Source organism: Variovorax sp. PMC12 (assembly GCF_003019815.1).
Taxonomy (GTDB): Bacteria; Pseudomonadota; Gammaproteobacteria; order Burkholderiales; family Burkholderiaceae_C; genus Variovorax.
Genome location: NZ_CP027773.1, coordinates 3,516,231 through 3,540,666, shown reverse-complemented (window position 1 = coordinate 3,540,666; position 24,436 = coordinate 3,516,231). Strand labels below are relative to the sequence as shown.

The 24,436-nt window shown below is 69.2% G+C and carries 28 protein-coding genes; 15 read left to right on the top strand and 13 right to left on the bottom strand.

Features of this window, described 5'->3' with window-relative positions:
- The 6 genes from C4F17_RS16390 (at position 1) to C4F17_RS16365 (ending at position 6,429) form a co-directional block, all read left to right on the top strand.
- Entirely contained in the window at positions 1-765 is a 765-nt protein-coding gene (locus tag C4F17_RS16390) for an SPOR domain-containing protein (RefSeq protein ID WP_106937586.1), read from the top strand.
- Positions 766-915: 150 nt separating this feature from the next.
- The gene (locus C4F17_RS16385) at positions 916-1,563 is read left to right on the top strand and encodes a thiol:disulfide interchange protein DsbA/DsbL (protein WP_106935950.1); all 648 of its coding nucleotides are present in this window, start codon (positions 916-918) and stop codon (positions 1,561-1,563) included.
- A 124-nt stretch (positions 1,564-1,687) separates the two neighbouring features.
- On the top strand, positions 1,688-2,398 hold the full coding sequence (gene lptA / locus C4F17_RS16380; protein ID WP_106935949.1) for a lipopolysaccharide transport periplasmic protein LptA: 711 nt from the start codon (positions 1,688-1,690) through the stop codon (positions 2,396-2,398).
- Positions 2,395-3,189 carry an LPS export ABC transporter ATP-binding protein gene (gene lptB, locus C4F17_RS16375; RefSeq protein ID WP_106935948.1) on the top strand — a complete coding sequence of 265 codons (795 nt, stop codon included), beginning with the start codon at positions 2,395-2,397 and terminating at the stop codon, positions 3,187-3,189. The genes lptA and lptB overlap by 4 nt, the downstream gene beginning before the upstream one ends.
- A gap of 20 nt (positions 3,190-3,209) precedes the next feature.
- On the top strand, positions 3,210-4,817 hold the full coding sequence (locus tag C4F17_RS16370) for an RNA polymerase factor sigma-54 (protein WP_106935947.1): 1,608 nt from the start codon (positions 3,210-3,212) through the stop codon (positions 4,815-4,817).
- Between the two features lie 10 nt (positions 4,818-4,827).
- Complete coding sequence (locus C4F17_RS16365) at positions 4,828-6,429, top strand: phospholipase D family protein (protein ID WP_106935946.1); 1,602 nt, start codon at positions 4,828-4,830, stop codon at positions 6,427-6,429.
- A gap of 28 nt (positions 6,430-6,457) precedes the next feature.
- Here the strand turns inward: C4F17_RS16365 and C4F17_RS16360 are convergent, their stop codons facing one another.
- Complete coding sequence (locus C4F17_RS16360) at positions 6,458-7,102, bottom strand: LysE family translocator (protein ID WP_106935945.1); 645 nt, start codon at positions 7,100-7,102, stop codon at positions 6,458-6,460.
- A 145-nt stretch (positions 7,103-7,247) separates the two neighbouring features.
- On the opposite strand from C4F17_RS16360, the gene C4F17_RS16355 reads away from it, so the two are divergent.
- Positions 7,248-7,505 (top strand): hypothetical protein, encoded by a 258-nt coding sequence (locus tag C4F17_RS16355; RefSeq protein WP_081267820.1) that lies wholly within the window; start codon positions 7,248-7,250, stop codon positions 7,503-7,505.
- A gap of 39 nt (positions 7,506-7,544) precedes the next feature.
- On the opposite strand, the gene C4F17_RS16350 is transcribed toward C4F17_RS16355, so the two are convergent.
- From C4F17_RS16350 to C4F17_RS16335, 4 genes are all read right to left on the bottom strand, one after another.
- Positions 7,545-8,201 (bottom strand): YceI family protein, encoded by a 657-nt coding sequence (locus C4F17_RS16350; RefSeq protein ID WP_199851862.1) that lies wholly within the window; start codon positions 8,199-8,201, stop codon positions 7,545-7,547.
- Between the two features lie 43 nt (positions 8,202-8,244).
- Complete coding sequence (locus C4F17_RS16345) at positions 8,245-8,826, bottom strand: YceI family protein (protein WP_081267822.1); 582 nt, start codon at positions 8,824-8,826, stop codon at positions 8,245-8,247.
- Entirely contained in the window at positions 8,823-9,416 is a 594-nt protein-coding gene (locus C4F17_RS16340; RefSeq protein WP_106935943.1) for a cytochrome b, read from the bottom strand. The genes C4F17_RS16345 and C4F17_RS16340 overlap by 4 nt, the downstream gene beginning before the upstream one ends.
- A 113-nt stretch (positions 9,417-9,529) precedes the next feature.
- Positions 9,530-11,329 (bottom strand): ATP-binding response regulator, encoded by a 1,800-nt coding sequence (locus tag C4F17_RS16335; RefSeq protein ID WP_106935942.1) that lies wholly within the window; start codon positions 11,327-11,329, stop codon positions 9,530-9,532.
- A gap of 82 nt (positions 11,330-11,411) precedes the next feature.
- Between C4F17_RS16335 and C4F17_RS16330 the strand changes: the two genes are divergently transcribed.
- Positions 11,412-12,641: a THUMP domain-containing class I SAM-dependent RNA methyltransferase gene (locus C4F17_RS16330; RefSeq protein ID WP_106935941.1), complete on the top strand. Its 1,230-nt coding sequence runs from the start codon at positions 11,412-11,414 to the stop codon at positions 12,639-12,641.
- On the opposite strand, the gene C4F17_RS16325 is transcribed toward C4F17_RS16330, so the two are convergent.
- Complete coding sequence (locus tag C4F17_RS16325) at positions 12,627-13,091, bottom strand: surface-adhesin E family protein (RefSeq protein ID WP_106935940.1); 465 nt, start codon at positions 13,089-13,091, stop codon at positions 12,627-12,629. The genes C4F17_RS16330 and C4F17_RS16325 overlap by 15 nt on opposite strands.
- A gap of 117 nt (positions 13,092-13,208) precedes the next feature.
- On the opposite strand from C4F17_RS16325, the gene C4F17_RS16320 reads away from it, so the two are divergent.
- The 4 genes from C4F17_RS16320 to C4F17_RS16305 all read left to right on the top strand — a co-directional run bounded on the left by C4F17_RS16320 (position 13,209) and on the right by C4F17_RS16305 (position 14,749).
- Positions 13,209-13,637 (top strand): PIN domain-containing protein, encoded by a 429-nt coding sequence (locus C4F17_RS16320; protein WP_106935939.1) that lies wholly within the window; start codon positions 13,209-13,211, stop codon positions 13,635-13,637.
- 117 nt (positions 13,638-13,754) lie between these two features.
- Positions 13,755-14,237: a type VI secretion system amidase effector protein Tae4 gene (locus C4F17_RS16315; protein ID WP_106935938.1), complete on the top strand. Its 483-nt coding sequence runs from the start codon at positions 13,755-13,757 to the stop codon at positions 14,235-14,237.
- Positions 14,234-14,479 (top strand): hypothetical protein, encoded by a 246-nt coding sequence (locus tag C4F17_RS33435; protein WP_081267829.1) that lies wholly within the window; start codon positions 14,234-14,236, stop codon positions 14,477-14,479. The genes C4F17_RS16315 and C4F17_RS33435 overlap by 4 nt, the downstream gene beginning before the upstream one ends.
- An 18-nt stretch (positions 14,480-14,497) precedes the next feature.
- Complete coding sequence (locus C4F17_RS16305; RefSeq protein WP_106935937.1) at positions 14,498-14,749, top strand: hypothetical protein; 252 nt, start codon at positions 14,498-14,500, stop codon at positions 14,747-14,749.
- Between the two features lie 15 nt (positions 14,750-14,764).
- Here C4F17_RS16305 and C4F17_RS16300 read toward each other — a convergent pair whose 3' ends face one another.
- Both C4F17_RS16300 and C4F17_RS16295 read right to left on the bottom strand, forming a co-directional pair.
- Positions 14,765-15,682 (bottom strand): hypothetical protein, encoded by a 918-nt coding sequence (locus C4F17_RS16300; protein ID WP_081267831.1) that lies wholly within the window; start codon positions 15,680-15,682, stop codon positions 14,765-14,767.
- Positions 15,679-17,376, bottom strand: a complete 1,698-nt coding sequence (locus tag C4F17_RS16295) for an FMN-binding glutamate synthase family protein (protein WP_106935936.1) — start codon at positions 17,374-17,376, stop codon at positions 15,679-15,681. The genes C4F17_RS16300 and C4F17_RS16295 overlap by 4 nt, the downstream gene beginning before the upstream one ends.
- 55 nt (positions 17,377-17,431) lie before the next feature.
- Between C4F17_RS16295 and C4F17_RS16290 the strand changes: the two genes are divergently transcribed.
- Both C4F17_RS16290 and C4F17_RS16285 read left to right on the top strand, forming a co-directional pair.
- Entirely contained in the window at positions 17,432-18,214 is a 783-nt protein-coding gene (locus C4F17_RS16290; protein ID WP_081267833.1) for a UPF0149 family protein, read from the top strand.
- Positions 18,215-18,583: 369 nt separating this feature from the next.
- Complete coding sequence (locus C4F17_RS16285) at positions 18,584-19,765, top strand: MFS transporter (RefSeq protein WP_106937585.1); 1,182 nt, start codon at positions 18,584-18,586, stop codon at positions 19,763-19,765.
- A 103-nt stretch (positions 19,766-19,868) separates the two neighbouring features.
- On the opposite strand, the gene C4F17_RS16280 is transcribed toward C4F17_RS16285, so the two are convergent.
- Genes C4F17_RS16280 through C4F17_RS16265 form a run of 4 tightly spaced genes read right to left on the bottom strand, consistent with a single transcriptional unit; the run spans position 19,869 to position 21,879 of the window.
- A complete protein-coding gene (locus tag C4F17_RS16280) occupies positions 19,869-20,189 on the bottom strand; it encodes a GNAT family N-acetyltransferase (RefSeq protein ID WP_106935935.1) in 321 nt (106 codons plus the stop codon).
- On the bottom strand, positions 20,186-20,680 hold the full coding sequence (locus tag C4F17_RS16275) for a nuclear transport factor 2 family protein (protein ID WP_081267835.1): 495 nt from the start codon (positions 20,678-20,680) through the stop codon (positions 20,186-20,188). Before C4F17_RS16275 ends, C4F17_RS16280 begins: the two co-directional genes overlap by 4 nt.
- 39 nt (positions 20,681-20,719) lie before the next feature.
- Positions 20,720-21,271, bottom strand: coding sequence for a CinA family protein (locus C4F17_RS16270; protein WP_106937584.1), 552 nt, complete (start codon positions 21,269-21,271; stop codon positions 20,720-20,722).
- A 14-nt stretch (positions 21,272-21,285) separates the two neighbouring features.
- A complete protein-coding gene (locus C4F17_RS16265) occupies positions 21,286-21,879 on the bottom strand; it encodes a phosphatidylglycerophosphatase A family protein (protein ID WP_442805191.1) in 594 nt (197 codons plus the stop codon).
- A 143-nt stretch (positions 21,880-22,022) separates the two neighbouring features.
- Between C4F17_RS16265 and C4F17_RS16260 the strand changes: the two genes are divergently transcribed.
- Positions 22,023-23,468 (top strand): MFS transporter, encoded by a 1,446-nt coding sequence (locus tag C4F17_RS16260; RefSeq protein ID WP_106935934.1) that lies wholly within the window; start codon positions 22,023-22,025, stop codon positions 23,466-23,468.
- Here the strand turns inward: C4F17_RS16260 and thiL are convergent.
- Positions 23,465-24,421 (bottom strand): thiamine-phosphate kinase, encoded by a 957-nt coding sequence (gene thiL / locus C4F17_RS16255; RefSeq protein ID WP_106935933.1) that lies wholly within the window; start codon positions 24,419-24,421, stop codon positions 23,465-23,467. The two genes, C4F17_RS16260 and thiL, sit on opposite strands and share 4 nt — an antisense overlap.
- Positions 24,422-24,436: the final 15 nt, after the last annotated feature.

Below are 24,436 nucleotides of genomic sequence, written 5' to 3'. Positions count from 1 at the left end.
ATGAAGAAGACAACCAGACAACGCGGCAACATCGTCATCGGCCTGATCATCGGGCTGGTGCTCGGCCTGGGCGTCGCGCTGGGCATCGCGGTCTACGTGACCAAGGTGCCGATTCCTTTCGTGACCAAGACGCAGCGCGGCGGCGCCGAGCAGGACGAAGCCGAGGCTCGCAAGAACCGCGACTGGGACCCGAACGCGCCGCTCGCCGGCAAGGCTGGCGCGCCCAAGCCGGCGCCGGCCGCGGGCGGTCCGGTCAACCCCGTCACCGGCGAGCCGGCCACCACCGCCGTCACGCCTGCCACTGCGCCGGCGACCACCGCGCCGCCCGTGCCCGTGGTGGTGCCCCCCACTGCCGCCAAGCCGCGCACCGCCCCCGCGCCCGCCGAGGCCAACGCGCTGCCGCCGTCGAACGACCCGCTGGGCGACCTGGCGCGCGCCCGCTCGGGCGGCGGCTCCGGCAGCACGACCACCGCGTCGGCCGCGCCCAGCAGCAACAGCAGCGCCGCCAGCAGCAGCTCGGGCGCCGACCCGTTCATGTACTTCGTGCAGGCCGGCGCCTTCCGCACCACCGACGACGCCGAGGCCCAGCGCGCCAAGCTGTCGCTGATGGGCGTCGAGGCCAAGGTCACCGAGCGCGAGCAGGCGGGCCGCACCGTCTACCGCGTGCGGGCCGGCCCCTTCAACAAGAAGGAAGACGCCGACCGGCTCAAGGAGCGCCTGGACGGCGGCGGTCTCGATTCGGCGCTCGTGCGGGTGCAGCGCTGACGCCTCGGCGATCGATTGCCACCAATAGCCCTTAAGCTTCGCCGCGCGGTATCTGCCGCCACCATTCATCGCCTTGGGCGCGCCGCGGGCGGGGGGAACTCCCCGCCGCGTGCCGGCTCAGTCTGCCGTACCAACTGGAGAACCCTTTCAATGAAACGTCGTGACTTTTCGCTGGCCGCCACCTCGCTCGGGCTGCTGTCCCTGGCCGCCAACCCGGCCCATGCCCAGGCGCGTGCGCCCAAGGCCGGCACCGAGTACCTGGTGCTCGACAAGCGCGTGCCCGTCGACGCGCCGGCCGGCAAGGTCGAAGTGGTCGAGTTCTTCTCGTACAACTGCCCACATTGCAACGACTTCGAGCCGTCGCTCGAAGCCTGGGTCAAGTCGGCTCCCAAGGAAGTGGCGTTCCGCCGCATCCCGGTGCCTTTCGTGGGCAACGACGTCGAAGCCAAGCAGCGCCTGTACTACACGCTCGAGGCCATGGGCAAGGTCGACGAATACCAGCCGAAGGTGTTCAACGCGATCCACGCGCAGCGCCAGAACGTGAACGGCGACGCCAACATCATTGCCTGGGCCGCCGCCAACGGCCTCGACGCCGCGAAGTTCAAGGAACTGTTCACCTCGTTCGGCGTGGCCAGCAAGGCCAAGCGGGCTTCGCAGATGACCGATGCCTACAAGGTGGCTGGGGTGCCGGCGATGGCCGTGGCCGGCCGCTGGTACGTGGACGGCGAAACCGCCGGCAGCATGACCAAGGTGCTGCAGGTCGTGAACTACCTCGTGGGCGAAGCCAGGAAGGGCTGACCCGGGCTTTGCGCACCTCGTGGCGCCGCGCCTCATCCCCGGCCCGCTTCGGCGGGCTTTTTCATCTGTGCGTGCGGGTTGTCGCAATCAGCCGCATACAATGCCGAGCAAGTTTCGTGCCTCTATGACATTGCATTCTTACTCCACCACTCCCTTCCTGCGTCGCGTCGGCCGCCTGGCCGCCGCCGCGTTGCTGCTGGCCGGCCTTGCCTCGGGCGCCCTGGCCGAGACCGCCGACCGCAGCAAGCCGATGAACATCGAGTCGGATGCCATGCGCTACGACGACCTCAAGCAGACCAGCGTGTTCACGGGCAACGTGCTGGTAACAAAAGGCACGATCATCATCCGCGGCGCGCGGCTCGATGTCCGCCAGGACGCCGAGGGCTACCAGTACGGCGTGGTCACGGCGGCACCCGGCAAGCGGGCCTATTACAAGCAGAAGCGCAACGCCCCCGACGAGTGGATCGAGGGCGAGTCCGAAGTCATCGAGTACGACAGCCGTGCCGACAACGTCAAGTTCATCCGCAACGCGGAAATGCGCCGCCTGCTCGGTTCCACGCCGAACGACGTGAGCACCGGCGCCCTGATCGTCTACGACCAGAGCAACGACACCTACACGGTCAACGGTTCCACCGTGCCGCCGAACACCGCGGTCAACGCGTCGTCCCCGAGCGGCCGCGTCAAGACCATCCTGACACCCAAGGCCGCCACGGCGCCCGCGCCCGGCGCACCGGCCGGGGCCAAGCCGGCCGCGCCGGCAGCGTCCACGCCCGCGCCCGGCACGGGCCTGCGCTCGACCACCACGCTCGGTGGCGATGGAGAAACCCGCAAGTGATCGAAACCGCTGGAACCCAGGAAGCCAACGGCGCACCGGGCAGTCGCCTGGTGGCGCGCGGCCTGAAGAAGAGCTACGGCAGCCGCACGGTCGTGAAGGACGTCTCGCTCGACGTGCAGAAGGGTGAAGTCGTCGGGCTGCTCGGCCCCAACGGCGCCGGCAAGACCACCTCGTTCTACATGATCGTCGGGCTGGTGCGCGCCGACGCGGGCGAGATCACCATCGACGGCGAGCCCATCGCCCACATGCCCATCCACCGCCGCGCGCGCATGGGCCTGAGCTACCTGCCGCAGGAAGCCTCGATCTTCCGCAAGCTCACGGTGGAGGAAAACGTGCGCGCCGTGCTCGAACTGCAGCACGAGCCCGACGCGAGCGGCAAGCTCGCGCCGCTGTCCAAGCAGCACATGGAAGAGCGCCTGTCCGAACTGCTGGCCGACCTGCGCGTCGACCACCTGCGCGATTCGCCGGCGTTGGCGCTGTCGGGCGGCGAGCGACGCCGCGTCGAGATCGCACGCGCCCTGGCCACCCAGCCGCGCTTCATCCTGCTGGACGAACCCTTCGCCGGCATCGACCCGATCGCCGTCATCGAAATCCAGCGGATCATCAGCTTCCTGAAAGAGCGCGGCATCGGCGTGCTCATCACCGACCACAACGTGCGCGAAACGCTGGGCATCTGCGATCACGCGTTCATCATCAGCGACGGGCATGTGCTGGCACAAGGTACGCCCTCGGAGATCGTCGACAACGCCGAGGTACGCAGGGTGTACCTAGGCGAACACTTCCGTATGTAAGGAAGGGTCGGGTTCTCCACATGAAGCAAGGGCTGTCCCTTCGCGTCTCGCAGCACTTGGCGTTGACGCCCCAGCTGCAGCAGTCGATCAGGCTGCTCCAACTCTCCACGCTCGAACTGAGCCAGGAAGTGGAGCAGATGCTCGACGAGAACCCCTTCCTCGAGCGCACCGCGGAAGAAGCGGCGCGCGAGGAGTTCGGGCTCGACACCGCCGACGCCCCCGCTGCGCGCGATGACGGCAGTGACGGCGGCGACGGCGAGAGCGACTTCACCCCGCCGCCCGCCAGCACCTCCACCGCCTCGACCGAGACCGCCACCACCACCACGGCCGACTCCGACGGCCCCGCCGCCGAGATCGCCGAGCGCGAGCCCGACTGGGAAGGCGACGGCACCGTCGACATGGCGCCCGACGACAGCGAGTGGGGCAGCGACGCTCCCGCGCGCCAGAACAACCTGGGCGACGACGAACGCGCCGACGCCACCGAACTCGCGCGCAGCCAGGAATCGCTGCAGTCGTTCCTGCACCGCCAGGCGCTGAGCCTGCGCCTGAGCGAGAACGACAGCGCCGCGCTGCGCTTCCTGATCGAGTCGCTCAACGACGACGGCTACCTCGAAGACTCCCTGCCTGCGCTGGCCTCGGGCCTGGCCGGCGACGACAACGACCAGTTCGACGACCTGGTGCACCACTTCCAGGTGGCGCTCGGCCTGCTGCAGAGCCTGGAGCCGGTGGGCGTGGGGGCGCGCGACCTCGGCGAATGCCTGAGCATCCAGCTGCGCGCGCTGGCCGCCGAGGACGACGACGAAGACGAAGAGCAGGCACAGGTCTACAAGACCGCGATCGCCATCTGCAAGCAGCCGATGGAACTGCTCGCGCGGCGCGACTTCAAGCGCCTGGCCACGCTCACCCGCAGCAGCGAAGAGCTGGTGCGCTCGGCGCTGCAGGTCATTGCGCGGCTGGAGCCCAAGCCGGGGCGCCGTTTCGTCGACGTCGAGCGCAACATCGTCATTCCCGACGTGATCGTCACCAAGACCGGACGCGGCACCAACGTCAAGTTCCGCGTCATGCTGAATCCCGAGGTCATGCCGCGCCTGCGCGTGCACGACATCTATGCCGGCGCGCTCAAGTCGCACAAGGGCGAGGGCAGCCAGGCGCTGTCGCAGCGGCTGCAGGAGGCGCGCTGGTTCATCAAGAACATCCAGCAGCGCTTCGACACCATCCTGCGCGTGAGCAACGCCATCGTCGAGCGCCAGAAGAGCTACTTCGTGCACGGCGAGCTGGCCATGCGCCCGCTGGTGCTGCGCGAAATTGCGGACGAACTGGGCCTGCACGAATCCACCATCTCGCGCGTGACCACCGCCAAGTACATGGCCACGCCGTTCGGCACGGTCGAGCTGAAGTATTTCTTCGGCTCGGCGCTGGGCACCGAGACCGGCGGCAATGCGTCGAGCACGGCGGTGCGCGCGCTGATCAAGCAGTTCGTGAGCTCCGAGAGCATCAAGAAGCCGCTGTCGGACAGCCAGATCTCCGAGATGCTGAAGGAGCAGGGCATCGAGTGCGCGCGCCGCACCGTGGCCAAGTACCGCGAAGCCTTGCGCATTGCGCCCGCCAACCTGCGCAAGGCCCTGTAGAAAGCCTTCGATGAGCCGTCTCCCGATGTCGCGCTGGGGCCATTGGGTGATCGCTTTGCTGGCCGTGCTGCTGTTCAGCGGCTGCGCCACCCTGCCCGACGAGGCGCCGCGCCCGCCCACCAAGGCCATGGCCGTGTCGCCCGACACCGCGCTCGGCAAGCTCGCGATGGCGGCCCAGCCCGACCCCGACCTGAGCGGCTTTCGCCTGATGCCCGGCGGCGACTTCGCCTTCGCCACCCGCATCGAGCTGGCGCGCCGCGCCCAGCGCACGCTGGACGTGCAGTACTACCAGATCGAGAACGACGAGACCGGCCGCTACCTGCTGCGCACCCTGCGCGACGCCGCCCTGCGCGGCGTGCGCGTGCGGGTGCTCATGGACGACCTCTACACATCGGGCGAAGACGAACTGCTGCTCGGCTTTGCCGCCACGCCGAATGTAGAGCTGCGGCTGTTCAACCCGTTCCCGGCAGGGCGCAGCAGCCTGGTCAGGCGCTTCGCGGCTTCGCTGTTCGACTTCAGCCGCGTGAACCGCCGCATGCACAACAAGCTGTTCATCGCCGACGGCGCGATGGCGGTGGCGGGCGGGCGCAACATCGGCAACCAGTACTTCACGCGCACGGCGGGCGAGAACTTTCTCGACCTCGACACCTTCGTGACCGGCGCGCTCATTCCCCGGCTCGGCAGCCTGTTCGACCAGTACTGGAACAGCACCTATGTGCGCCCCGTGCAGTCGGTGGTGGCGAGCAGCCTTTCGCGCGAGGAGCTGCAGCGCCGCTTCGACGCCGCCACCGGCGCCGACACCACCCCGCCGCCGCCGCCGCCCGCGCCCAACGACCTGCTGGGCTACAGCCCGATCGCCGACGACCTGAACGCCGGCAGGCTGGGCCTGATCTGGACCCTGGCCGAGGCCTATGCCGACTCGCCCGACCGCGTGATCGGCAAGACCGCGTCGTACGGCGGCGTGCCGCTGCTGGACGTCGACAGCGTGCGCTACAACGTGGTCGAGCAGATGCGCCGCGCGCGCGCCGAGGTCACCATCGTCTCGCCCTACCTGATACCGGGCGCCACGGGGCTCGAGGTGATGCGCGAGATCCGCGGGCGCGGCGTGAAGATCAGCGTGGTCACCAATTCGCTGGCAGCCACCGACGAGCCGCTGGTGCACACCGCCTACCGCCGCTACCGGCCCGACATGCTCAAGCTCGGCGCCGACCTGTACGAGCTGAGCTCCACGCGCACCCGGCGCAGCGTGCGGCTGGGGCTTTTCGGCACCACGGTCGGGCGGCTGCATGCGAAGTCGGCGGTGATCGACCGGCGCACGCTGTTCGTGGGTTCGATGAATTTCGATCCGCGCTCGGAATCGCAGAACACCGAGATCGGCCTGATCATCCACAGCCCCGAAATGGCGCAGCAGATGCTCAAGCTGCTCGACGTGCTCAAGCAGCAGGGCGCCTACCGGCTGCGCTTTGCCGAAGGCAACAACGACGGGCGCATCGAATGGGTCAGCGACGATGCCGGCCAGATCACGGTGCTGCACGAGGAGCCCGATTCGGGCTTCTGGGACCGCACCATGCTCGAACTGCTGGCGCCGCTGACGCCCGAGAGCCTGCTCTAGGCCTGCTTCAGGCGCGGCCGGTGCCCGGTCAGTGGCCGCCGCGCAAGGCCGACCAGACCAGCCGCACCCCCAGCAGCCCCATCACGCCGCCGGCCGCGCGGTCGATCCAGGCCTTGTAGCGCAGGTAGGCCGAGCGCGGCGCCGCCGAGGAAAGCGCCAGCGCCACGATGGCGTACCAGCCGGTCTCGATGCAGAAGATCACGGCCGGCACCGCCAGCGCCAGCACCAGCGGCACCTCGCGCGGCAGGAAGGCGGCGAAGATGCTGGCGTAGACCACGGCCGTCTTCGGGTTGCTGACCTGGGTCGCCAGGCCCAGCAGGAAGGTGCGGCCGCCACGCCCCTGCCGGCCGGGGGAGTTACCCACATCGGGTGTCACGGCCAGTGGCTGGCGCGCGCCGCGGCAGATGCGAAAACCCAGGTAGACGAGGTAGGCGCCGCCGAAGCCTTTTATCGCCAGGTAGAGCCCCGGCACCGCCAGGAACGCCGCCTGCAGTCCCGCAAGCGCCGCGATGGCGAAGACCAGTCCGCCAGCCCCCATGCCCAGCGCCGCAGCCAGCCCGTCGCCGCGCGAGACCACGGCCGTGCGCGCCACCATCACGAAACTCGGGCCCGGGCTCATCGCGCCCACCGCCATCGCGCCGGCGATGCCTAGCAAGGAAAGGGTGTTGTCCATCGGGGCTGCCTCTTGGTGGAAATTTGAAATGGGTGAATAGCGTGGAGAAAGTCACGCTGATCAACGACTGAAAAGTAAACTTTAAGTAGTACTAAAATTATGTTTTCGTTTACATTTTGTGTACCGACTTCCGCGGTGCACAAAAATGAAAAATCTCTACCTTCTGGCCATCTGGGCATTGATCCTGTCCTGTTTGCTGAGCTTCTTCTACTGGAGCGATGCGCCGCTGGCCGAGCAACTGCTGTTCGGTGCGGTGATGGCGGTGGCGATGGGTGCCTGGATGCTGGTCTTGCTGAATCTTCCGCGTGCCCTGATGGCCGCCCGCGACTGGCTGAAATCCCCGAAGGACGACGGCGACGAACCGCTGGCCGCGAGCCGCCCCGGCAAGACCATCGTCAGGTAGGCAGGCCGGCAGGGCCGCCAGCCACGGCGCCGGAAGCGCCTACGGCTGGACGTTGACCGCTTCCACCTGCACCAGCAGCTTCACCTTGTTCTCGAACCCGAAGTTCAGTCCCCAGGTGATTCCCCAGTCGCTGCGTTCCACCGTGGTCTCGAAGTCGCCGCCGCACACCTGGCGGTTGATCAGCGGACTCAGGTAGCAGTTGAAGCGCACCGCCTTCAGCGTCACCGGCCTCGTTTGCCCCATCAGCGTGAGCGTGCCCGGCACGTCGACCACCTTGTCGCCGCTGATGTCGATCCGGTCGGCCACGAAGCGGCCGGTCGGGAATTCCGCCACGTTGAAGAAATCCTTGCTCTGCACGTGGCGGTTGAGCAGGTCGACGCCGGTGTTGATGGAGCTGATGTCCATCGTGATGTCGACCTTGCCGCTGGTTCCGGTGCCGTCGATCTGCACCGACCCATCCTTGGTGCTGAAGCGCCCGCGGTTGGTGGTGGTGCCGTAGTGGCCCATCTCGTACATGACGAAGGTGTGCGTCGGGTCGACCACGTAGTTCGCGTTCTTCTTCGGTCCGCCCGCGGGCTTCACGGCCACGGGCGGCGCCGTGTAGTCCTGCGCCGCGGCGCTGCCGCAGAAGGCCGCGGCCGACAGCAGCGCGGCAAGGATGAGCTTTTTCTTCACGGCGGTGGCTGGGTGTGTCATGAAAGAGTGGAGTGAGTGAGCAGCGGCGCGGCCTGGCGGGTCTTCACAGCGGGCCCAGGCCCGCGATGGTGAGCTTGAAGCGCACCTGCACCTCGTTGGCGACCATCGAGGTGTCGGTCCATTCGCCGTCGCCGACCTTGTAGTCGAGGCGCTGGATCGTAAAGCTTCCGGTCGCCACCGCCTGGTTGCCGCCGGCGGGGGCGATGCCGACCGGCACCGTCACCGTTTTCGCGGTGCCCTTGATGGTGAGCTTGCCCGTCATCTCGAACTTGCCGTCGCCCAGCGCCTTGATCGCGCTCGACTGGAAGGTGGCCTGCGGAAAGTGCGCCGCGTCGAACCACGGCGCCTTGGGCAGTTCGGCGTCGCTCATCGGAATGCCGAAGCCGGCGCTGGCCGTGTCGATGCGCAGCGCCACGCTGCCGCCCTCGGGCTTCTTCGGGTCGAACGCGACCTGGGCGTCGAATTTCTTGAACGTGCCTTCCACCGGCACGCCCATCTGCTTGCTGACGAACACGATCTGGCTCTTGTCGGCGACCAGCTTCGCGGCCGGCGGCTCGGCGAAGGCGGCCATGCCCGGCGCAAGCGCCAGCAAGGCCAGGGGAACGAAAAGGTAACGGCGCTTCATCCGGCGGATTCCTTGCGTGGCGCGGGCCACATGCGTTTCAACAGACCGTCCCGGTCGATCCAGTGGTGCTTGAGCGCCGCCGCCACGTGCAGCAGCGTGACGCCCGCGAGCGTGAAGGCGCAGCCCTTGTGCAGCGGCTGCAGCACCGCCTCGGCAAAGGGCTGGTCGACCGGCATGAAATCGGGCAGCGGCAGCGCGCCGAACCACACCACCGGCACGCCCATTGCCGAGCTGTAGGCCCAGCCCGAGAGCGGCATCGCGAAGAACAGCAGGTACATCAGCGCATGGCCCGTGCGGTAGGCCGAGAGCTGCCACGGCGACATGGTGGCCGGCAACGCCGGCGGCCGGTGCCCGAGCCGCCACGCCAGCCGCAGCGCCGACAGCAGCAAAATGGTGACGCCGGCCCACTTGTGCCAGCTGTAGAGCTTCAGGCGCAGGGGGGAGAACGGCAGCCCCGTCATGTAGAGGCCGACGCCGAGCGAGCCCGCGATCAGTGCCGCGAGCAGCCAGTGCAAGGCGATGGCGACGCCACCGTAGCGCAGGTTGCGCGGATCGGCGGGGAGGGAAGAAAGAGGAGTGGCGGTGGACATCGGGGCAGGTCCGGCGGCCTGTGCGCGGAGCATATATCGGAAGCCGTGACGCTGTTGCACGGCCCGTGCCAGCGCTGCAACGGCAGCGGAACCGCAGGCCGAGCCGGACGCCTTCAGCCCGGCGGCAGCGCCTTCAGCAGCACCCCGTGCAGCTCGTCCGGCTGCACCGGCTTGCGCAGCGCATGCCAGCCGCGCTCCAGCGCCAGGCGCTGGGTGGCCTCGTTGATGTCGGCCGAGATCAGCGCGATGGTGAGCGACGGCTTCTGCCGCTGCAGCCGTTCGGCCAGCGCGATGCCGTCGAGCGTGCCCGGCAGGCGGATGTCGCACAGCGCCGCGTCCAGCGCGCGCAGGTCGGCCAGCGCCAGCGCCTCGGCCGCGCTGGCGTAGACGCGCGGCGCCACGCCCCATTGCCGCAGCAGCGCCAGCAGGCTGTCGGCCACGACCGCGTTGTCCTCCACCACGAGCACGGCCAGCCCGGGCGGCAGCGCGTTGTGTGCCGCCGCGCCGTTGCCGGCCTGCGGCGAGGGCAGTGCGCGCGTCACCGCCGCGCCGTCCGGCGCCGCCGGCAGCTCGAAGCTGAACACCGAGCCCCGGCCCGGCGCCGAGCGCAGCGCCACCTCGATGCCGAGCTGCGCCGCCAGCCGCCGCACGATCGCCAGGCCCAGCCCGTGGCCGCGCTGCAGGTTGCGCTCCACGTTGCCGATCTGCTCGAAGTCGTTGAACACCCGCTCCTGCGCTTCCGCCGGAATGCCGATGCCGCTGTCGCGCACCTCGATGCGCCAGGCGGGGCCGGCCTCGCGCCGGCGCGCCCGAACCGCCAGCAGCACGCGCCCGCGCGGCGTGAACTTGACCGCGTTGTCCACCAGGTTGGCCAGCACGCGGCGCAGCGACACGGTGTCGGTCCAGGCAGCCGCGCCGGCCGGGCAGCGCACGCCCACGCGCCCGTTGCCCGCCTGCCGCGCCAGTTCATGCAGCAGCGGGGCCAGCGCCACCGCCTCGGGCCGCAGCGGATCGACAGCGGCCTCGATGCGGCCGATTTCGAGCAGCTGATTGGTCAGCCCTTCCAGCGCCTGCTGCGCGCGTGCCAGCGAGGCCACGGTGTGCTGCACCGCCGGCGTGTCGGCGCCGCTTTCCAGCTGCTGGCGCAGCACCTCGGCCTGCAGGCCGATGGCCATCACCGGCTGGCGCAGGTCGTGGTTGGCGGCAGAGAAGAAGCGCAGCCGCTCGGCCTGCGCCTGTTCGGACGCGCGCAGCCCCGCCAGTGCCTGTTCGCGCAGGGTGCGTTCGTTGAGCCGCAGCCCGATGTTTTCCTCGAGCTGGCGGGAGCGCTCGGCCACCAGCTTCCACATCATCGCGATCAGGCCGATGCCGATGACGGCCACGGCCATCATTTCCGGCGAGCCCATCCACAGTCCCGTGACGATCACCGGCGCCAGCAGCAGCGTGATCGCCAGCTGCGTGGCCGGCGTATAGAACGACACCGAGAAGGCCGACGACAGCGTCATGCCCATGAGGATGAGGCCCAGCAGCAGCTGCTGGTCGGCGCGCCCGGGGTTGAACAGCAGGACGCCGGCCATGCCGTGCGCCAGCTCCCAGATGCCGGTGCGCAGCGTGTGCAGGCGCTGCGCCGCGCGCAGCGTGGCCGGGGTGAACGGCTCCGGCAGCCGCTGCGGAAAGAAGCCGCGCAGTACCGTCACCATGGTGATCAGGCCGATCCACACCAGCGCGCGCGCCAGCGAGTACTGCCAGGCGAAGAGCGCCGCCACGCCGCAGTTGAGCAGGTACTGCACCAGCAGCACCGGGCCGATGGGCCGTACCGAGAGCCGCAGCACCTCGCATTCGATGGCGAAGCGGTCGCTTCCGGCGGCGATCGGGGCGGCGGATGCCGCCGGTGGAACGAGGATGGGGTTCATCGGCGAATCGACTATATAGAGAAGGGCTGTGACAAGGCGACAATGGAGTCCCCTAGTCGGGCTTCCCGATGGCCAACTTTCAGTGAACGATCTCTCCTTTTTCCTGCCTTGCGCCGCCGGCGTCGAGGAATTCCTCGCCCAGGAGGTGCACGCCCTGACCGGCCGTGCCGGGCAAGACCTGCTCACGCTGCGCGGCGGCGTGCGGGTACGCGCCGACTGGCGCGACGCCCTCAAGCTCAACCTGCACAGCCGGCTCGCGCAGCGCGTGCTGGTCGAGCTGGCCCATGCGCCCTACCGCAATGAAAACGATCTCTACGCCATCGCCAACGGCGTGGCCTGGGAGATCTGGTTCACCCCCAGGCAGACTTTCAAGATCGAGACCACGGCCCAGCACAGCCCGCTGCAGAGCCTGAATTTCGCCACCCTGCGCATCAAGGACGCCATTGCCGACCGCTTCCGCGCCAAGGCCAACGGCGTGCGCCCGAGCATCGAGACCCAGTGGCCCGACTGCCGCGTGTTCGCCCACCTGACCACCGACACCTGCACGCTGTACATCGACACCTCGGGCGAGCCGCTGTTCAAGCGCGGCTGGCGCCAGGACAAGGGCGACGCCCCGCTGAAGGAAACCCTGGCCGCCGCCATGCTGGCCGCCAGCGGCTGGTGGAACCCCGAGACCGGGGAAGTGTCGGCCCAGCCGCTCTACGACCCCTGCTGCGGCAGCGGCACCATCGCCATCGAGGCGGCGCAGATCGCGCGCGGCATCGCGGCCGGGTCGCTGCGGCGCTTCGGCTTCGAGAAGCTGCTGCCGTTCCAGGCGCATGTCTGGACCGCCATCAGGAAAGAAGCCGAGGCCGGCGCGCGGGACCACGGCGTCGCCATCTTCGGCTCGGACGTGTCGCACCGCATGGTCGACTTTGCCGAGCGCAACGCGGAACGCGCGGGCGTGGCGCAGGCCGTCGAGTTCCGCGGCGGCGACGCGCTGCAGCGCATGCCGCCGGTCGAGGCCGGCGTCATCATGCTCAACCCGCCGTACGGCGAGCGCATCGAGGTGGGCGGGGTGGCCGGCACCGGCCGCTTCGGCGCCCGCGAATCGGCGCAGACCGAGCAGGGCGACGGCGGTGAGTTCTTTCCCCAGCTCGCGGCCCACTGGAAGAAAAACTACGCCGGCTGGACCGCCTGGGTGCTCACGCCCGACCTGAAGCTGCCCAGGCAGATGCGCCTGAAGGAGTCGCGCCGCGTGCCGATGTGGAACGGCCCCATCGAATGCCGGCTGTTCCGCTTCGACATGGTCGCGGGCTCAGCGCGGAAGTGATTCGCCGGTGCCCTCGGGCCTGGGCGCCTGCGTCGGCCGAACGGCGCAGGCTGCATTGACCGTGCGCGCGGCCAGTTCGGGCGGCGCGCCGGGCAAGGTCACCGGGCGAACGTCGCCCGCCTCGAAATGCTTCACCTGGGCCGGTTCGCCCACGAAATTGGGCTGCGAGAAGTAGCTTGCGCTCACATAGCGGGCGCTGCGGGCGTCGCAATCGACCGTGGCGACGCCCTGGAAAGAGCGGAACCTCACGCCGTCGCGGTTCAGGCGCTCTGCCTGCAGGTTCATGCGCAGCGCCACGGTGCGGTGCGCGCCGTCGACCTCGATGCTGGCGGGATCGACCTGCACATAGCTGCTGTCGGCGTCCCCGGGCGTGCCCGTGAGGGTCAGCCACTCGGCCCTGACACCCGCCGAGGCGAGCAGGACAAGGCAGAGCAGCGGTATTCGTTTCATGAAGGAGGCGTTGTCCGAGGAAGCGTTTGGCAAGACGGTATTCTCGCGTACCGACCCGACGCGGACCTGACACCGACCCCGCATGGTGCAACATCGCCCGCATTTGCCGAACATTCCATGACGTTGACAGAACCCGGCCCAGTCGTCATCGACACCAACATCGCGCTCGACCTGCTCGTCTTCGAAGACCCCGCCTGGGCCCCCCTGACAGAGCGGCTGGCCGCGGGCGAGCTGCGCTGGCTGGCCACGGCCGCCATGCGCGTGGAGCTCGAACGCGTGCTGGGCTACCCGCTCATCGCCAGGCGCATGGCGCAGCGGGAACTGCAGGTGCCGGCGGTGCTGGCCGATTTCGACGCGCGCGTGCGCATGGTGGAGGGCGTTCCGCCGCGCGCGCCCTGCGTGTGCAGCGACCCCGACGACCAGGTGTTCATCGACCTGGCCGTGGCGCACGGCGCCCTGCTGCTGAGCAAGGACAAGGCGGTGCTGTCCATGAAGAAGCGGCTGGCGCTGCGCGGCGTGGCGGTGCGGGCGGCGTTCGCGGCCTAGCGGCGGGTGTCGCGAAGTTTCTGCGCCGGGTATCAATTGACAACCTTTCCGGCCGTCGAAAGTCGCAGGAGGCGCGGTAGATTTTGGGCTCCCGCCTTTGCCGTTGCCCGGAATCCCATGCAGCCATCTTTTGCGACTCTCTGGTCGAACCATCCGACGATCAAGGGTGACGACGCCTTGCTCGACAGGGACGCCTACAAGGATCAATGTGCCATCAACGTGGGTGCGGCCTTCATCCGTTCGAGCCTGAGCATGGAGAGCTTCCGAGGTGTCTACTCCTGGCAGAAGGACAGTCCGAAGTACCCGATCAGGGCGCAGGAGTTGGCGAATTGGCTGGACTCTGGCAAGTCGGGCCTCATGGCCCGTACAGAGAAATACACGGGCAAGGAAGGCTTCGACAAAATTGCAAAGCGCACCGGGATCGTGTTCATCCAGAACTACTGGGGCGAAGGGAGGCAGGGTGATCACATCGATCTTTGGAATGGGGCGCGGCTAACCAAACGGTCGTCCTGGTTCTTTATTCAGTGGCACATTTCTTGGGAAGGAGTCATCACCGATATGCGTCGAGCAGAAGCCATATGGTTTTGGCCAGTCCTATGAAACTACTGCTACGACTGCTCAGCGTTGTGGCTGGCGCACTGGCACTCAGTTTTCTGGTTGCAGCGGGCCTGCTAATGCCCATCGGGCAGTGGTACGAAGCGAACCAAGCCCGGAGTTTCGACGACGTGGCCGATGCTTATGTTCTCTCTCTTGCGGTGCAAGCGATTGCCGCTGTCGTGGGCGGGTGGCTCGGCGACTGGATGTTCCGCAAGTGGCAGCGGCGGAAGCTCGAGCGTCGATAGCTTCTTCGGGTTCTTGTTATGAGCTTGGTCATCCGCATCCTCTCCATCGTTGTCGGAGCGATCGCGCTCGGCTCAGTCTTCTACAAACTCATTGGCCTCGCAGGCCATTGGTACGAACTCAAATTTGCGAAGAACGATGACGATCTGGGGCAAGCCTATATGGTTGCGCTTGCCGTTCAGCTTGTTGCTTTGCTGGCGGGCGGTTTGCTTGGGGATTGGGCATTTCGCCGATGGCAGCACAAGCGGCTCAGCCGCAGGAAGCTCCCTTAGCCTGCGACCTTGCTGTCAGTTCTGCAGCACTGCCGGCGCCGCCAGATGCCACCGCCCCAGCAGCCGCGCCACAGCCCGCACCCGCTGCGTATCCCGCCCCCAGCGCCGGCTGGCCGGCAGCTTCTGCGCCCACTTCATGCGCCGTGCCGCGTTCGCGATGCGCTCGCGCACTTCCTCGCTCACGCCGGCCAGCGCGGCATGCCAGTGCTGGCCCGCGGCCTGCGGCGCGGCGGCCTCCAGCATCATGGCCGTCGAGTGCAGGTAGCTCAGCCAGTCGCGGGCCTGGCATTCCGCCAGCGTCATGACTTCGGCCGGGTCGTCCTCGAAGTCGATGTAGCCGATCACGCCATCGGGGCACTGCACGAGGTTGCGGTCGAAGGCCTGGCTCAGGTGCTGGCCGCGCACGTGCACGGCGGCGATGGCGGCCAGGCCCTCGCGCCATACCGCCAGCAGCGCGGCGGGACCGGCGGCGGCGGCCTGGTCGAGCCGCTCCTGCAGCACCACGGTCGCACGGCCGCTTTCGCCGAGGTCGGAGATCAGCAGGCCGTCCGCCTGCTGCGCCAGCACGGTCGGCACGCGCAGGCCCGCGGCCGCCAGCGTCTTCAGGCGCCGGGCCTCGGTTGCGATGGCCGCTTCGCCGCCCGGGTTGGGCACCGGCTTGATGATGTCCAGCCGCGCCATGCGGGCCACGGCGGCCATCACGCGGTAGCCCCACTTGCCGTGACGGGGGCCGGCCTTCTTGAGCCATACGCGTTCGCTGCCGAAGCGGTGGCTGGCCACGTTCTTTTCCTGCCGGGGCAGGGTGACGCGCAGGAACTCCGCGTAGTCGCCGGGAGCCGGCGTGCGCGCGAGCGCGTCGAGGGGCGCGGGCGCCGAAGCTGCGCCCTTGCGCGATTGCAGGCGCGCGTTCGCGCCTCGTTTCAGTGGATTCATGCGGCCATTGCGAAGCCCGACACCAGCCCTTGCGGGCCCTGCGTCACGGGCTGGAAACTCTCTGCACTGGCCAGCGGCCAGTAGGTGCGGAAAACATTGTGCTGCGCGTCGAGCGGGCCGAGCAGGGCGCCCGGCTGCACCTGCATCACCAGGTTGCTCAACAAGCGCACTTCGGTGTCGGAAATGCGGCGCACGATGTGGTGCGCGGTGATCTGCTGCGGATGGTCGAGGCCCGCGGCCTGCACCAGTTCCTGCAGCGCATGCAGCGTGCTGCGGTGGAAGTTGCGCACGCGATCGGCCTTGGTGGGCACCACCAGCGCCTGCTGGCGCAGCGGGTCCTGCGTGGTCACGCCGGTGGGGCAATGGCCGGTGTGGCAGCTCTGCGCCTGGATGCAGCCCAGCGCCATCATGAAGCCGCGCGCCGCATTGCACCAGTCGGCGCCCAGCGCCATCATGCGGGCCACGTCGAAGGCGGTGATCACCTTGGCGGCGCAGCCGATCTTGATGCGGTGCCGCAGGTTGACGCCCACCAGCGTGTTGTGCACCAGCAGAAGGCCTTCCTGCAGCGGCGCGCCCACGTGGTCGCTGAACTCGACCGGCGCCGCGCCGGTGCCGCCCTCGGCGCCGTCGACCACGATGAAGTCGGGCGTGATACCGGTGGCCTGCATCGCCTTGACGATGCCGAACCACTCCCACGGATGGCCCAGGCAGAACTTGAAGCCGGTCGGCTTGCCGCCCGACAGTTCGCGCAGCCGGGCGACGAAGTGCATCATCTCGGTCGGCGTGGAGAACGCGCTGTGCGAGGCGGGCGAAATGCAGTCCACGCCCACCGGCACGCCGCGCGCTGCCGCGATCTCGGGCGTGACCTTGGGCGCCGGCAGCACGCCGCCGTGTCCGGGCTTGGCGCCCTGACTCAGCTTGATCTCGATCATCTTCACCTGCGGGTCGCGCGCGTTGGCGGTGAAGCGCTCTTCGCTGAAGGTGCCGTCGTCGTTGCGGCAGCCGAAGTAGCCCGAGCCGATTTCCCAGATCAGGTCGCCGCCGTGCACGCGGTGGTGCTGCGAGATGGAGCCTTCGCCGGTGTCGTGCGCGAAGCCGCCCATCTTGGCGCCCTGGTTGAGCGCGAGGATGGCGTTGGCCGACAGCGCGCCGAAGCTCATGGCCGATATGTTGAACACGCTGGCGCTGTAGGGCTGCGTGCAGACCTGTGCCGGATCGGCGTCGGCCGGCTGCGGCGTGCCGCCGATCACGATGCGGAAATCGTGGTTCGCGAGCTTGGTGGGCTGCATCGAGTGGTTGATCCACTCGTAGCCCGCGGCGGTCACGTCGAGCTGGGTGCCGAAGGGGCGGTTGTCGGGGTCGCCCTTGGCGCGCTGGTAGACCAGCGAGCGCTGGGCGCGCGAGAAGGGCGCGGCTTCCGAGTCGCTCTCGATGAAGTACTGCCGCATCTCGGGGCGGATGAACTCCAGCAGGAAGCGCAGGTGGCCGATGACCGGGTAGTTGCGCAGGATGGCGTGGCGCGTCTGCCGCAGGTCGTGTACGCCGGTACCGGAAAGTACCGCAAAGATGGCCAGCCCGACCCAGGCAAACCACAGATGCGGCGAAACCAGCACGAAGGCGAGGCACGCCACGAGACCGGCCACACACAGGGCGAAGGCGCTGTAGCGCGCCGGAAATGGAATGATCGTGGGCATAGAAATAGTGTCGACCGGAGCCTGCTGCATCATAGAGGGCTGTTTCCACCTTGCCATGACGACCATTCCCGACCCCACACCGGCCGCTTCGGCCACTCCCGCACCCCTCGGCCCCGACGATTTCGACGCGCTCGACCAGGCGCTCGACGCCATGCGCGAACACGACGAGGAAATTCCCCAGTGGGAGTTCTGCGAGGGCTTCATGGCCGCGCTGATCTGCACCCGCCGCCCCATCATGCCTTCCGAGTACTGGCCCGTGCTGCTGGGCGACAGCTTCTCGTCGGCCAAGCACATGGAGTTCGTCTGGAACTGGAAGCGCCGCTGGATCGAGATCGAGGAAGGCCTCGACGCCCCCGTCGAGACGCTCGACGACGAACGCAGCTGGCAGCCCGAGGTGCTCGACACCCGCGGCGCCATCGCCTCGCTGCCCGAGGAAGAGCGCGCCGAAGTCGCCGGCGAAGCCATTCCGTCGTTCGCCCAGGTGTGGGCGCTCGGCTTCATGTACGCGGTGGAGAACTGGCCCGAAGACTGGGCCGCGCCGCGCGACAAGGAAGCCGCGCAAATGCTGAACGACGCGCTCGACAACATCGTCGCGCTGACCGAGGACGACAACGCCAAGCCCACGGTTTCCATGTACAGCGAAGACGGCCCGCCCAGCGTGAGCCAGCAGCGCCTGGACGATTTCGGCGCCGCCATCTGGGCCGTCTACGACCTGCGCCAGCTCTGGAAGAGCCTGGGCCCGAAGGCCGAGACGATCCGCAAAGAGGCCACGCCGGGCCGCAACGATCCCTGCCCATGCGGCAGCGGAAAAAAATACAAGAAATGCCACGGTGAGTGACCGGGGCGTTTTCGAGGGGCGTTGTTCTTCGTGGCGCGATCGCGCCGACGGGGTACCTTGCTCCGCGAATGTCCCCCGGCCTTCGGCCTCCTCCTTTATTTCGCTGCGCAAGGCACCCCATCGGCGTGATCGATGGGAGCGGCGGTCGAACGGCCCGATCACGCGCTGCGCTCATCATGCACAGGGCGCCGGGTGCTCCCCGCAGCGAAATAAAGGAGGAGCCGAAGGCGGGGGACATTCGCGGAGGGGAGTACCCGGTGGCCTGTGCATGCGCCCCGGACAAGAACTCCCTGAAAATTCCCGGACATGAGCCCGGTCCCCGCGCAGCGCTCCGCCGCAGAACCCCTGACCCCCCGCGCGGCATGGGTCATGGTCCTGGCGCTGTGCGCCGGGGTTGCGCTGAGCCAGGCGTTCCGCACGGTCGGCGCCATCATGGCGAGTCCGCTGCAAACCGACTTCAGGCTGTCGGCCCAGGCCCTCGGGATTTTCTCGGGGGCTTTTCATTTTGCGTTCGGCGCGATGCAGCTGTTCATGGGCATCGGCATCGACCTGCACGGCGTGCGGCGCACGGTGCTGGTGGCTTTTCCCATCGCCATCGCGGGCGCGCTGCTGTCGGCGGCGGCTTCTAGCTACCTGGTGCTGGTGGCCGGGCAGGCGCTGATCGGCGTGGGCTGCGCGCCGGCCTTCCTGGTGTGCACCGTGTTCATCGCACGGCACTTTCCGGCGGCGCGCTTCGCCACCGTGTCGGGCATGGTGCTGGCCATCGGCGGGCTGGGCATGCTGGTGACCGGCACGCCGCTGGCGTGGCTGGTGCAGGCCTATTCATGGCGCGCGGGCTTCCTGGTGCTGGCCGTGGCGGCCGCGCTGGCCTGGCTCGCCATCTGGCACTGGGTGCACGAGCCCGCTTCGGCCGTGCCGCAGGTGAAGGAATCGGTGCCAGAGGCCATCCGCCAGTTCGGCGCGCTGTTCGCGATGCCGCACACGCTCGGCATCGTGGTGCTGGGCGCGGTCACGTACGCGGCCTTCATCTCGCTGCGCGGGTTGTGGCTCGGCCCGCTCATGATGGGGCGGCACGGCTATTCGCTGGTGGAGAGCGGCAACGTCGCGCTGGCGGTGTCGGTGATCTCGCTGGTCGGCGCGCCGCTGTTCGGGCGGCTCGACCGCGACGGCGCAGCGCGGCGGCGCTGGATCGTGATCTGCGCGCTCGGCTATGCGGGGCTCTTCGCGCTCATCGCGATGCTGCACTCGGCCTGGCTGGACATCGCGGGCATGTTGCTGATCGGCGTGCTCTCGGGCTTCATCGTCTGGCAGTACGCCGATGTGCGCGGTGCCTACCCCGCCGCGCTCACCGGCCGCGCGATGGCCGTGTTCACGATGGCGATGTTCCTCGGCGTGGCGCTCATGCAGTGGGGCACCGGCGTCGCCGCCTCGGTGGCGTCCGCGCACGGCGCCGACCCGCTGACGGCCGTGCTGGCGACCATCGCCGCGCTGCTGGTGCTGGGCATCGCGGCCTTCGCGTGGCTGCCGGCGCCCAAGACATCCTCGGCCTGATCAGTGAACACCGCGGAACCGGCTTCGCCGGGCCGCAGGTGTCGCCCCGGCAGGGGGTTGGCGAAGCGACGCGAAGTGCGCGCAGCCTGGGGGCGAGCCCGGTTCAGATCTTGAATGCGCGCTGGATGTCCGGCCGCACCAGGTCGGCGTACTCGCGGTGCTTGCGGATGTAGCCCGCGATGAACTGGCACACCGGAATCACGTGCAGCCCCTTGGCGCGGGCCTCGTCGAGCACGTGCCTGGCGATGCCGGAGCCCACGCCCTTGCCTTCATGCTCGGGCAGCACTTCGGTGTGGGTGAACATGATGGCGTCGGTCAGCAGGTTGTATTCGGCATAGGCCGCGAGCTTGCCGTCGAGCGCGGCCTCGTAGCGGTGCTGCGCTTCGTTGTTGGTGAAGACGAGGGCGGTGGCGTTGTGGGTCATGGTTGGCGTGCGAGGTAGGTTGCGAGATTGGCGGCGGCGGTGGCGCGCACCTTCTTGCGCAGCATCGGCGTCCAGCCCAGCAGCAGGCCCGGCGCGCCGAGCGCCTGGCGCGACCAGGTCCAGAACGCAAAGCTGTCGTGGTGCGTGGCGATCAGGCCTTCGGGCGTGAAGGTGAAGCGCGCGTCGACGCTGTTGTCGACGATGCGCCCGGTGGCGCTGAAGCGGTAGTGCGCGTCCCAGTGGGCGCCGCCGGTGCGCTCGTCGGCCTGCACGTCGCGCCAGGTCAGGCGCCACACGTCGGCGCCCTTGGCCTGCGTGGCGCTCGCCAGCATGCGCCACATGCCGCCGACCTGGCGCCGCCCGCGCAGCGAGAAGGCCTCGTCGTCGAATTCGGCATCGGGCGCGTAGCAGGCCTCCATGGTCGGCGCGTCGAGCTTGGCGAATGCGCTGTAGAAGCGCTCGATGGTCTGGGCGTTGGTCACTGCGGTCATGGGCTCTGTCTCTCCTGGTGTGTCCGGTCGCGTCTTGTCCTATCGGGCCGAGAGCAGCTCGACCAGCGTCTGCAGCGCGTAGTGCACCGTGGCCGCGCGCACCGTGGCGCGGTCGCCGTCGAAGCGGCGGCGCTCGGTGCGCACCTGGCCGTCGACCGACCAGCCGAACCACACGGTGCCCACCGGCTTGTCGGGCGTGCCGCCGGTCGGGCCCGCCACGCCGGTCACGGCCAGCGCCACGCGCGATGGTGCCGAGCGGGCGATGGCGCCCACGGCCATGGCGCGCGCCACGGGCTCGCTGACCGCGCCGTTGGCCGCGATCAGCGCCGCGTCCACGCCCAGGATCTCGGTCTTGGCTTCGTTCGAATACGTGATGAAGCCGCGCTCGAACCATGCGCTGGAGCCCGCGAGCTCGGTGCAGGCCGCGCCTATGAGCCCGCCCGTGCAGCTCTCGGCGGTGGCCAGCATCCAGCCCTTCTTCTGCAGCAGGCCGGCCACGGCCACGACCAGCGCGGGCGTGTCGAGGTCCGCGAGCGTTGTCGTCGCCTCGGCGGTTTTTGTCGTCGTCGTCGTGGTCGAAGAAGAATCCATCGCTTTCACCATGTTCACCAGGCGCGCCACAGCGCAATGACCAGCAGCGTGCAGAAGGCCGCCACCAGGTCGTCGAGGATGATGCCGAAGCCCGCGTGCCACCAGCGCACCTGTGCCGCGTCGCGCTGCTTGAACAGCGCATCGGCCCAGGCCACCGGGCCAGGCTTGGCGGCGTCGAAATAGCGGAACAGCGCGAAGGCCACGGCCTGCGCCAGCAGCCCGGCCGGCGTCACCAGCCAGAGCACGATCCAGAAGGCGACCACCTCGTCCCACACCACGGCGCCGGGGTCGGCCACGTTCATGTCGCGCGCGGTGACGGTGCAGGCCCACCAGCCCACCGGCAGCGACGCCAGGATGATCCAGCCGATGGTCGCGGGCGTGAACCACAACTGCATCACCGCGAAGGCCGCCCAGGCCCACAGCGTGCCCACGGTGCCGGGCGCGAAGCGCGGCAGGCCCGAGCCGAAGCCCAGCGCGATGAAGTGCGCGGGGTGGGAAAGCATGAAGCGCAGCGTGGCGCGTCGCATGGAGGGCAGGGGCATGGCGCCGGACGGGGAGGCGTCGATGGGCGAAGTGGTGGAGGAGGAGGAAGAAGAAGCAGCTTGCATCAGGGGCAGGAGTGTCGCGCATCTGCGGCGCGGCCTGTTCGGCGGCTTGTGCAGCAGTCGCCTTATTTATCAAAGCAATAGCTTGTTTAATTGGTGCGTGCGGCCTACCATCCAGGCTTCTCCAAGTCCTCCGCATCCTTGTCATGTCTTCTTCTTCCGCCGCCCTGCGGCCCGCGCCCCCCACTGCCGGTTGGGGCGAACTCTTCAGCGGCCGCAACGGCTGGCGCGCGCTCGCGCTGACCGGCGGTGTCGCGCTGCATGCCATCAACGTCCACATCGTGACCACCGTGCTGCCCTCGGTGGTGCGCGAGATCGGCGGGCTCGACTGGTACGCCTCGAGCACCACGCTCTTCGTGGTCGGCTCGATCCTGGGCGCCACGCTGTCGGTGCGGCTGCTGGCGGTGCTCGGCCCGCGCGGTGCATGCCTGGCGGCGCTGGCGGTGTTCAGTGCCGGCTCCATCGGCTGTGCGCTGGCGCCGGCCATGCCGTGGATGCTCGCGGGCCGCACGGTGCAGGGGCTCGGCGGCGGGCTGCTCGCGGCGCTGAGCTACGGGCTGATCCAGCTGGTGTTCGAGCAGCGGCTTTGGCCGCGCGCGGTGGCGCTGGTGTCGGGCATGTGGGGCGTCGCCACGTTGTGCGGGCCGGCCGTGGGCGGGCTGTTCGCGCAGGCCGGGCACTGGCGCTGGGCCTTCTGGTTCCTGCTGCCGGTGGCGGCCGCGCAGGCGGTGCTGGTGCTGGTGCAGCTGCGGCCCTCGGCCGGCGTGACGCACACGCGGCCCGCCGCCATGCCGCGCGTGCCGGGCCCGCAGATCGGGCTGCTCGCCACCTCGGTGCTGGTGATCGCGGCCAGCGGCCTGCTGTCCGACCTGCTCTGGCAGGCCGTCGGCGTGCTGGTGGGCCTGGCCGTCGGCTTTGTTGCCACGCGCATCGACCGCAGCGCTGCGGTGCGGGTGCTGCCGAGCGGCGCCTACTCGATGCGCGCGCCGCTCGGCGCCATCTATGCGAGCGTGGCGCTGCTGCTGATCGGCACCACCACCGAGATCTTCGTGCCGTACTTCCTGCAGCTGCTGCACGGCCATACGCCGCTTGCGGCGGGCTACCTCACGGCGGCGATGGCCGGCGGCTGGAGCGTGGGCTCGCTGCTGTCCTCGGGCCGCAGCGGCGCCGGCGCCGACCGCATGCTGCGCGCCGGGCCGGTGATCTGCACCCTGGGGCTGGCGGCGCTGGCGTGGCTGCTGCCGTCGCCGGGCGTGTTCGGCGCGGGCGTGGAGACGCTGGTCGTCGCGCTTGCTTTGGCGGCCGTGGGGCTTGGCGTGGGCATCGGCTGGCCGCACCTGCTGACGCGCGTGATGTCGCTCGCGCCCAAGGGCGAGGAAGGCCTGGCCTCGGCCTCGATCACCACGGTGCAGCTCTACGGCATGGCCGTGGGCGCCGCGGTGGCGGGCCTGGTGGCGAATGCGGCGGGGCTCACCACCCCGGGCGGCGTGGAAGGCGCGCGCTCGGCGGCGGCCTGGCTGTTCGCGAGCTTCGCGTTCGCCCCGGCGCTGGCCGTATGGCTGGCCTGGCGCGCGGTTGCCGCCAGGCGCTAGATGAAATGATCGAAGGAGCCGAAGCGCTGCGGCACCGGCGCGCCGGCCGCATCGACGATGCGCAGCCCCGCGTCAGGCTCGACGCGGCCGATGCGCGACACGGGCGTCGCGCTGTCGAGGCCGGCCTGCTCGACCGCCGCGCGTGCTGAAGGCGGCGCGGTGAAGACCAGTTCGTAGTCGTCGCCGCCGGAGAGCGCGCAGGTGCGCAGGACGGCTGTGCCCAGGCCCGGCGCCTGGGCGGCGATCAGGCCGGTGGCCGCATCGGCGTCCAGCGTCGCGCCCACCTTGCTCGAAGCCAGGATGTGGCCCAGGTCGCCGATCAGCCCGTCGCTCACGTCCACCGCCGAGGACGCGATGCCGCGCAGCGCCTGCCCCAGCGCCACGCGCGGCGTGGGCTGCTCCATGCGCGCGCGCGCCGACTCGAACGCCTCTGCCGGCAGCGACACCGTGCCGCGGAACACCTCGAGCGCCAGGCGCGCATCGCCCAGCGTGCCGCTGACCCAGATGTCGTCGCCCGCGCGCGCGCCGGAGCGCAGCAGCGCCGCGCCGGCCGGCACTTCGCCGAAAACCGTGATGCAGATGTTGAGCGGGCCGCGCGTGGTGTCGCCGCCCACCAGTTCGCAGCCGTGCGCATCGGCCAGCGCGAACAGGCCGCGCGAGAAGCCTTCGAGCCAGGGCTCGTCGACGCCGGGCAGCGCCAGCGCCAGCGTGAAGGCCAGCGGCTTCGCGCCGCAGGCGGCAAGGTCGCTGAGGTTCACCGCCAGCGCCTTGTGGCCGAGCCGCGCCGGATCGACGGTCGAGAGAAAGTGCCGGCCTTCGACCAGCATGTCGGAGGACACCGCGAGCTGCATGCCCGCCGCGGGCGCGAGCAAGGCGCAGTCGTCGCCCACGCCCAGCGGAGAGCGCGTGGCGGGGCGCTTGAAGTAGCGTGTGATCAGGTCGAATTCACCCATGCGGCGAGCATAAGG

Coding starts and splice junctions, on each gene's coding strand:
- C4F17_RS16365 (WP_106935946.1), top strand. CDS start 4,828: ATGAGCCGTCTCCCGATGTCGCGCTGGGGCCATTGGGTGATCGCTTTG.
- C4F17_RS16340 (WP_106935943.1), bottom strand. CDS start 9,416: ATGTCCACCGCCACTCCTCTTTCTTCCCTCCCCGCCGATCCGCGCAAC.
- C4F17_RS16360 (WP_106935945.1), bottom strand. CDS start 7,102: ATGGACAACACCCTTTCCTTGCTAGGCATCGCCGGCGCGATGGCGGTG.
- C4F17_RS16370 (WP_106935947.1), top strand. CDS start 3,210: ATGAAGCAAGGGCTGTCCCTTCGCGTCTCGCAGCACTTGGCGTTGACG.
- C4F17_RS16390 (WP_106937586.1), top strand. CDS start 1: ATGAAGAAGACAACCAGACAACGCGGCAACATCGTCATCGGCCTGATC.
- C4F17_RS16315 (WP_106935938.1), top strand. CDS start 13,755: ATGCAGCCATCTTTTGCGACTCTCTGGTCGAACCATCCGACGATCAAG.
- C4F17_RS16335 (WP_106935942.1), bottom strand. CDS start 11,329: ATGAACCCCATCCTCGTTCCACCGGCGGCATCCGCCGCCCCGATCGCC.
- C4F17_RS16295 (WP_106935936.1), bottom strand. CDS start 17,376: ATGCCCACGATCATTCCATTTCCGGCGCGCTACAGCGCCTTCGCCCTG.
- C4F17_RS16345 (WP_081267822.1), bottom strand. CDS start 8,826: ATGAAGCGCCGTTACCTTTTCGTTCCCCTGGCCTTGCTGGCGCTTGCG.
- C4F17_RS16275 (WP_081267835.1), bottom strand. CDS start 20,680: ATGACCGCAGTGACCAACGCCCAGACCATCGAGCGCTTCTACAGCGCA.
- C4F17_RS16355 (WP_081267820.1), top strand. CDS start 7,248: ATGAAAAATCTCTACCTTCTGGCCATCTGGGCATTGATCCTGTCCTGT.
- C4F17_RS16270 (WP_106937584.1), bottom strand. CDS start 21,271: ATGGATTCTTCTTCGACCACGACGACGACGACAAAAACCGCCGAGGCG.
- C4F17_RS16285 (WP_106937585.1), top strand. CDS start 18,584: ATGGTCCTGGCGCTGTGCGCCGGGGTTGCGCTGAGCCAGGCGTTCCGC.
- thiL (WP_106935933.1), bottom strand. CDS start 24,421: ATGGGTGAATTCGACCTGATCACACGCTACTTCAAGCGCCCCGCCACG.
- C4F17_RS16350 (WP_199851862.1), bottom strand. CDS start 8,201: ATGACACACCCAGCCACCGCCGTGAAGAAAAAGCTCATCCTTGCCGCG.
- C4F17_RS16265 (WP_442805191.1), bottom strand. CDS start 21,879: ATGCAAGCTGCTTCTTCTTCCTCCTCCTCCACCACTTCGCCCATCGAC.
- C4F17_RS16325 (WP_106935940.1), bottom strand. CDS start 13,091: ATGAAACGAATACCGCTGCTCTGCCTTGTCCTGCTCGCCTCGGCGGGT.
- C4F17_RS16260 (WP_106935934.1), top strand. CDS start 22,023: ATGTCTTCTTCTTCCGCCGCCCTGCGGCCCGCGCCCCCCACTGCCGGT.
- C4F17_RS16305 (WP_106935937.1), top strand. CDS start 14,498: ATGAGCTTGGTCATCCGCATCCTCTCCATCGTTGTCGGAGCGATCGCG.
- lptA (WP_106935949.1), top strand. CDS start 1,688: ATGACATTGCATTCTTACTCCACCACTCCCTTCCTGCGTCGCGTCGGC.
- C4F17_RS16320 (WP_106935939.1), top strand. CDS start 13,209: ATGACGTTGACAGAACCCGGCCCAGTCGTCATCGACACCAACATCGCG.
- C4F17_RS16300 (WP_081267831.1), bottom strand. CDS start 15,682: ATGAATCCACTGAAACGAGGCGCGAACGCGCGCCTGCAATCGCGCAAG.
- C4F17_RS16280 (WP_106935935.1), bottom strand. CDS start 20,189: ATGACCCACAACGCCACCGCCCTCGTCTTCACCAACAACGAAGCGCAG.
- C4F17_RS16385 (WP_106935950.1), top strand. CDS start 916: ATGAAACGTCGTGACTTTTCGCTGGCCGCCACCTCGCTCGGGCTGCTG.
- C4F17_RS33435 (WP_081267829.1), top strand. CDS start 14,234: ATGAAACTACTGCTACGACTGCTCAGCGTTGTGGCTGGCGCACTGGCA.
- C4F17_RS16290 (WP_081267833.1), top strand. CDS start 17,432: ATGACGACCATTCCCGACCCCACACCGGCCGCTTCGGCCACTCCCGCA.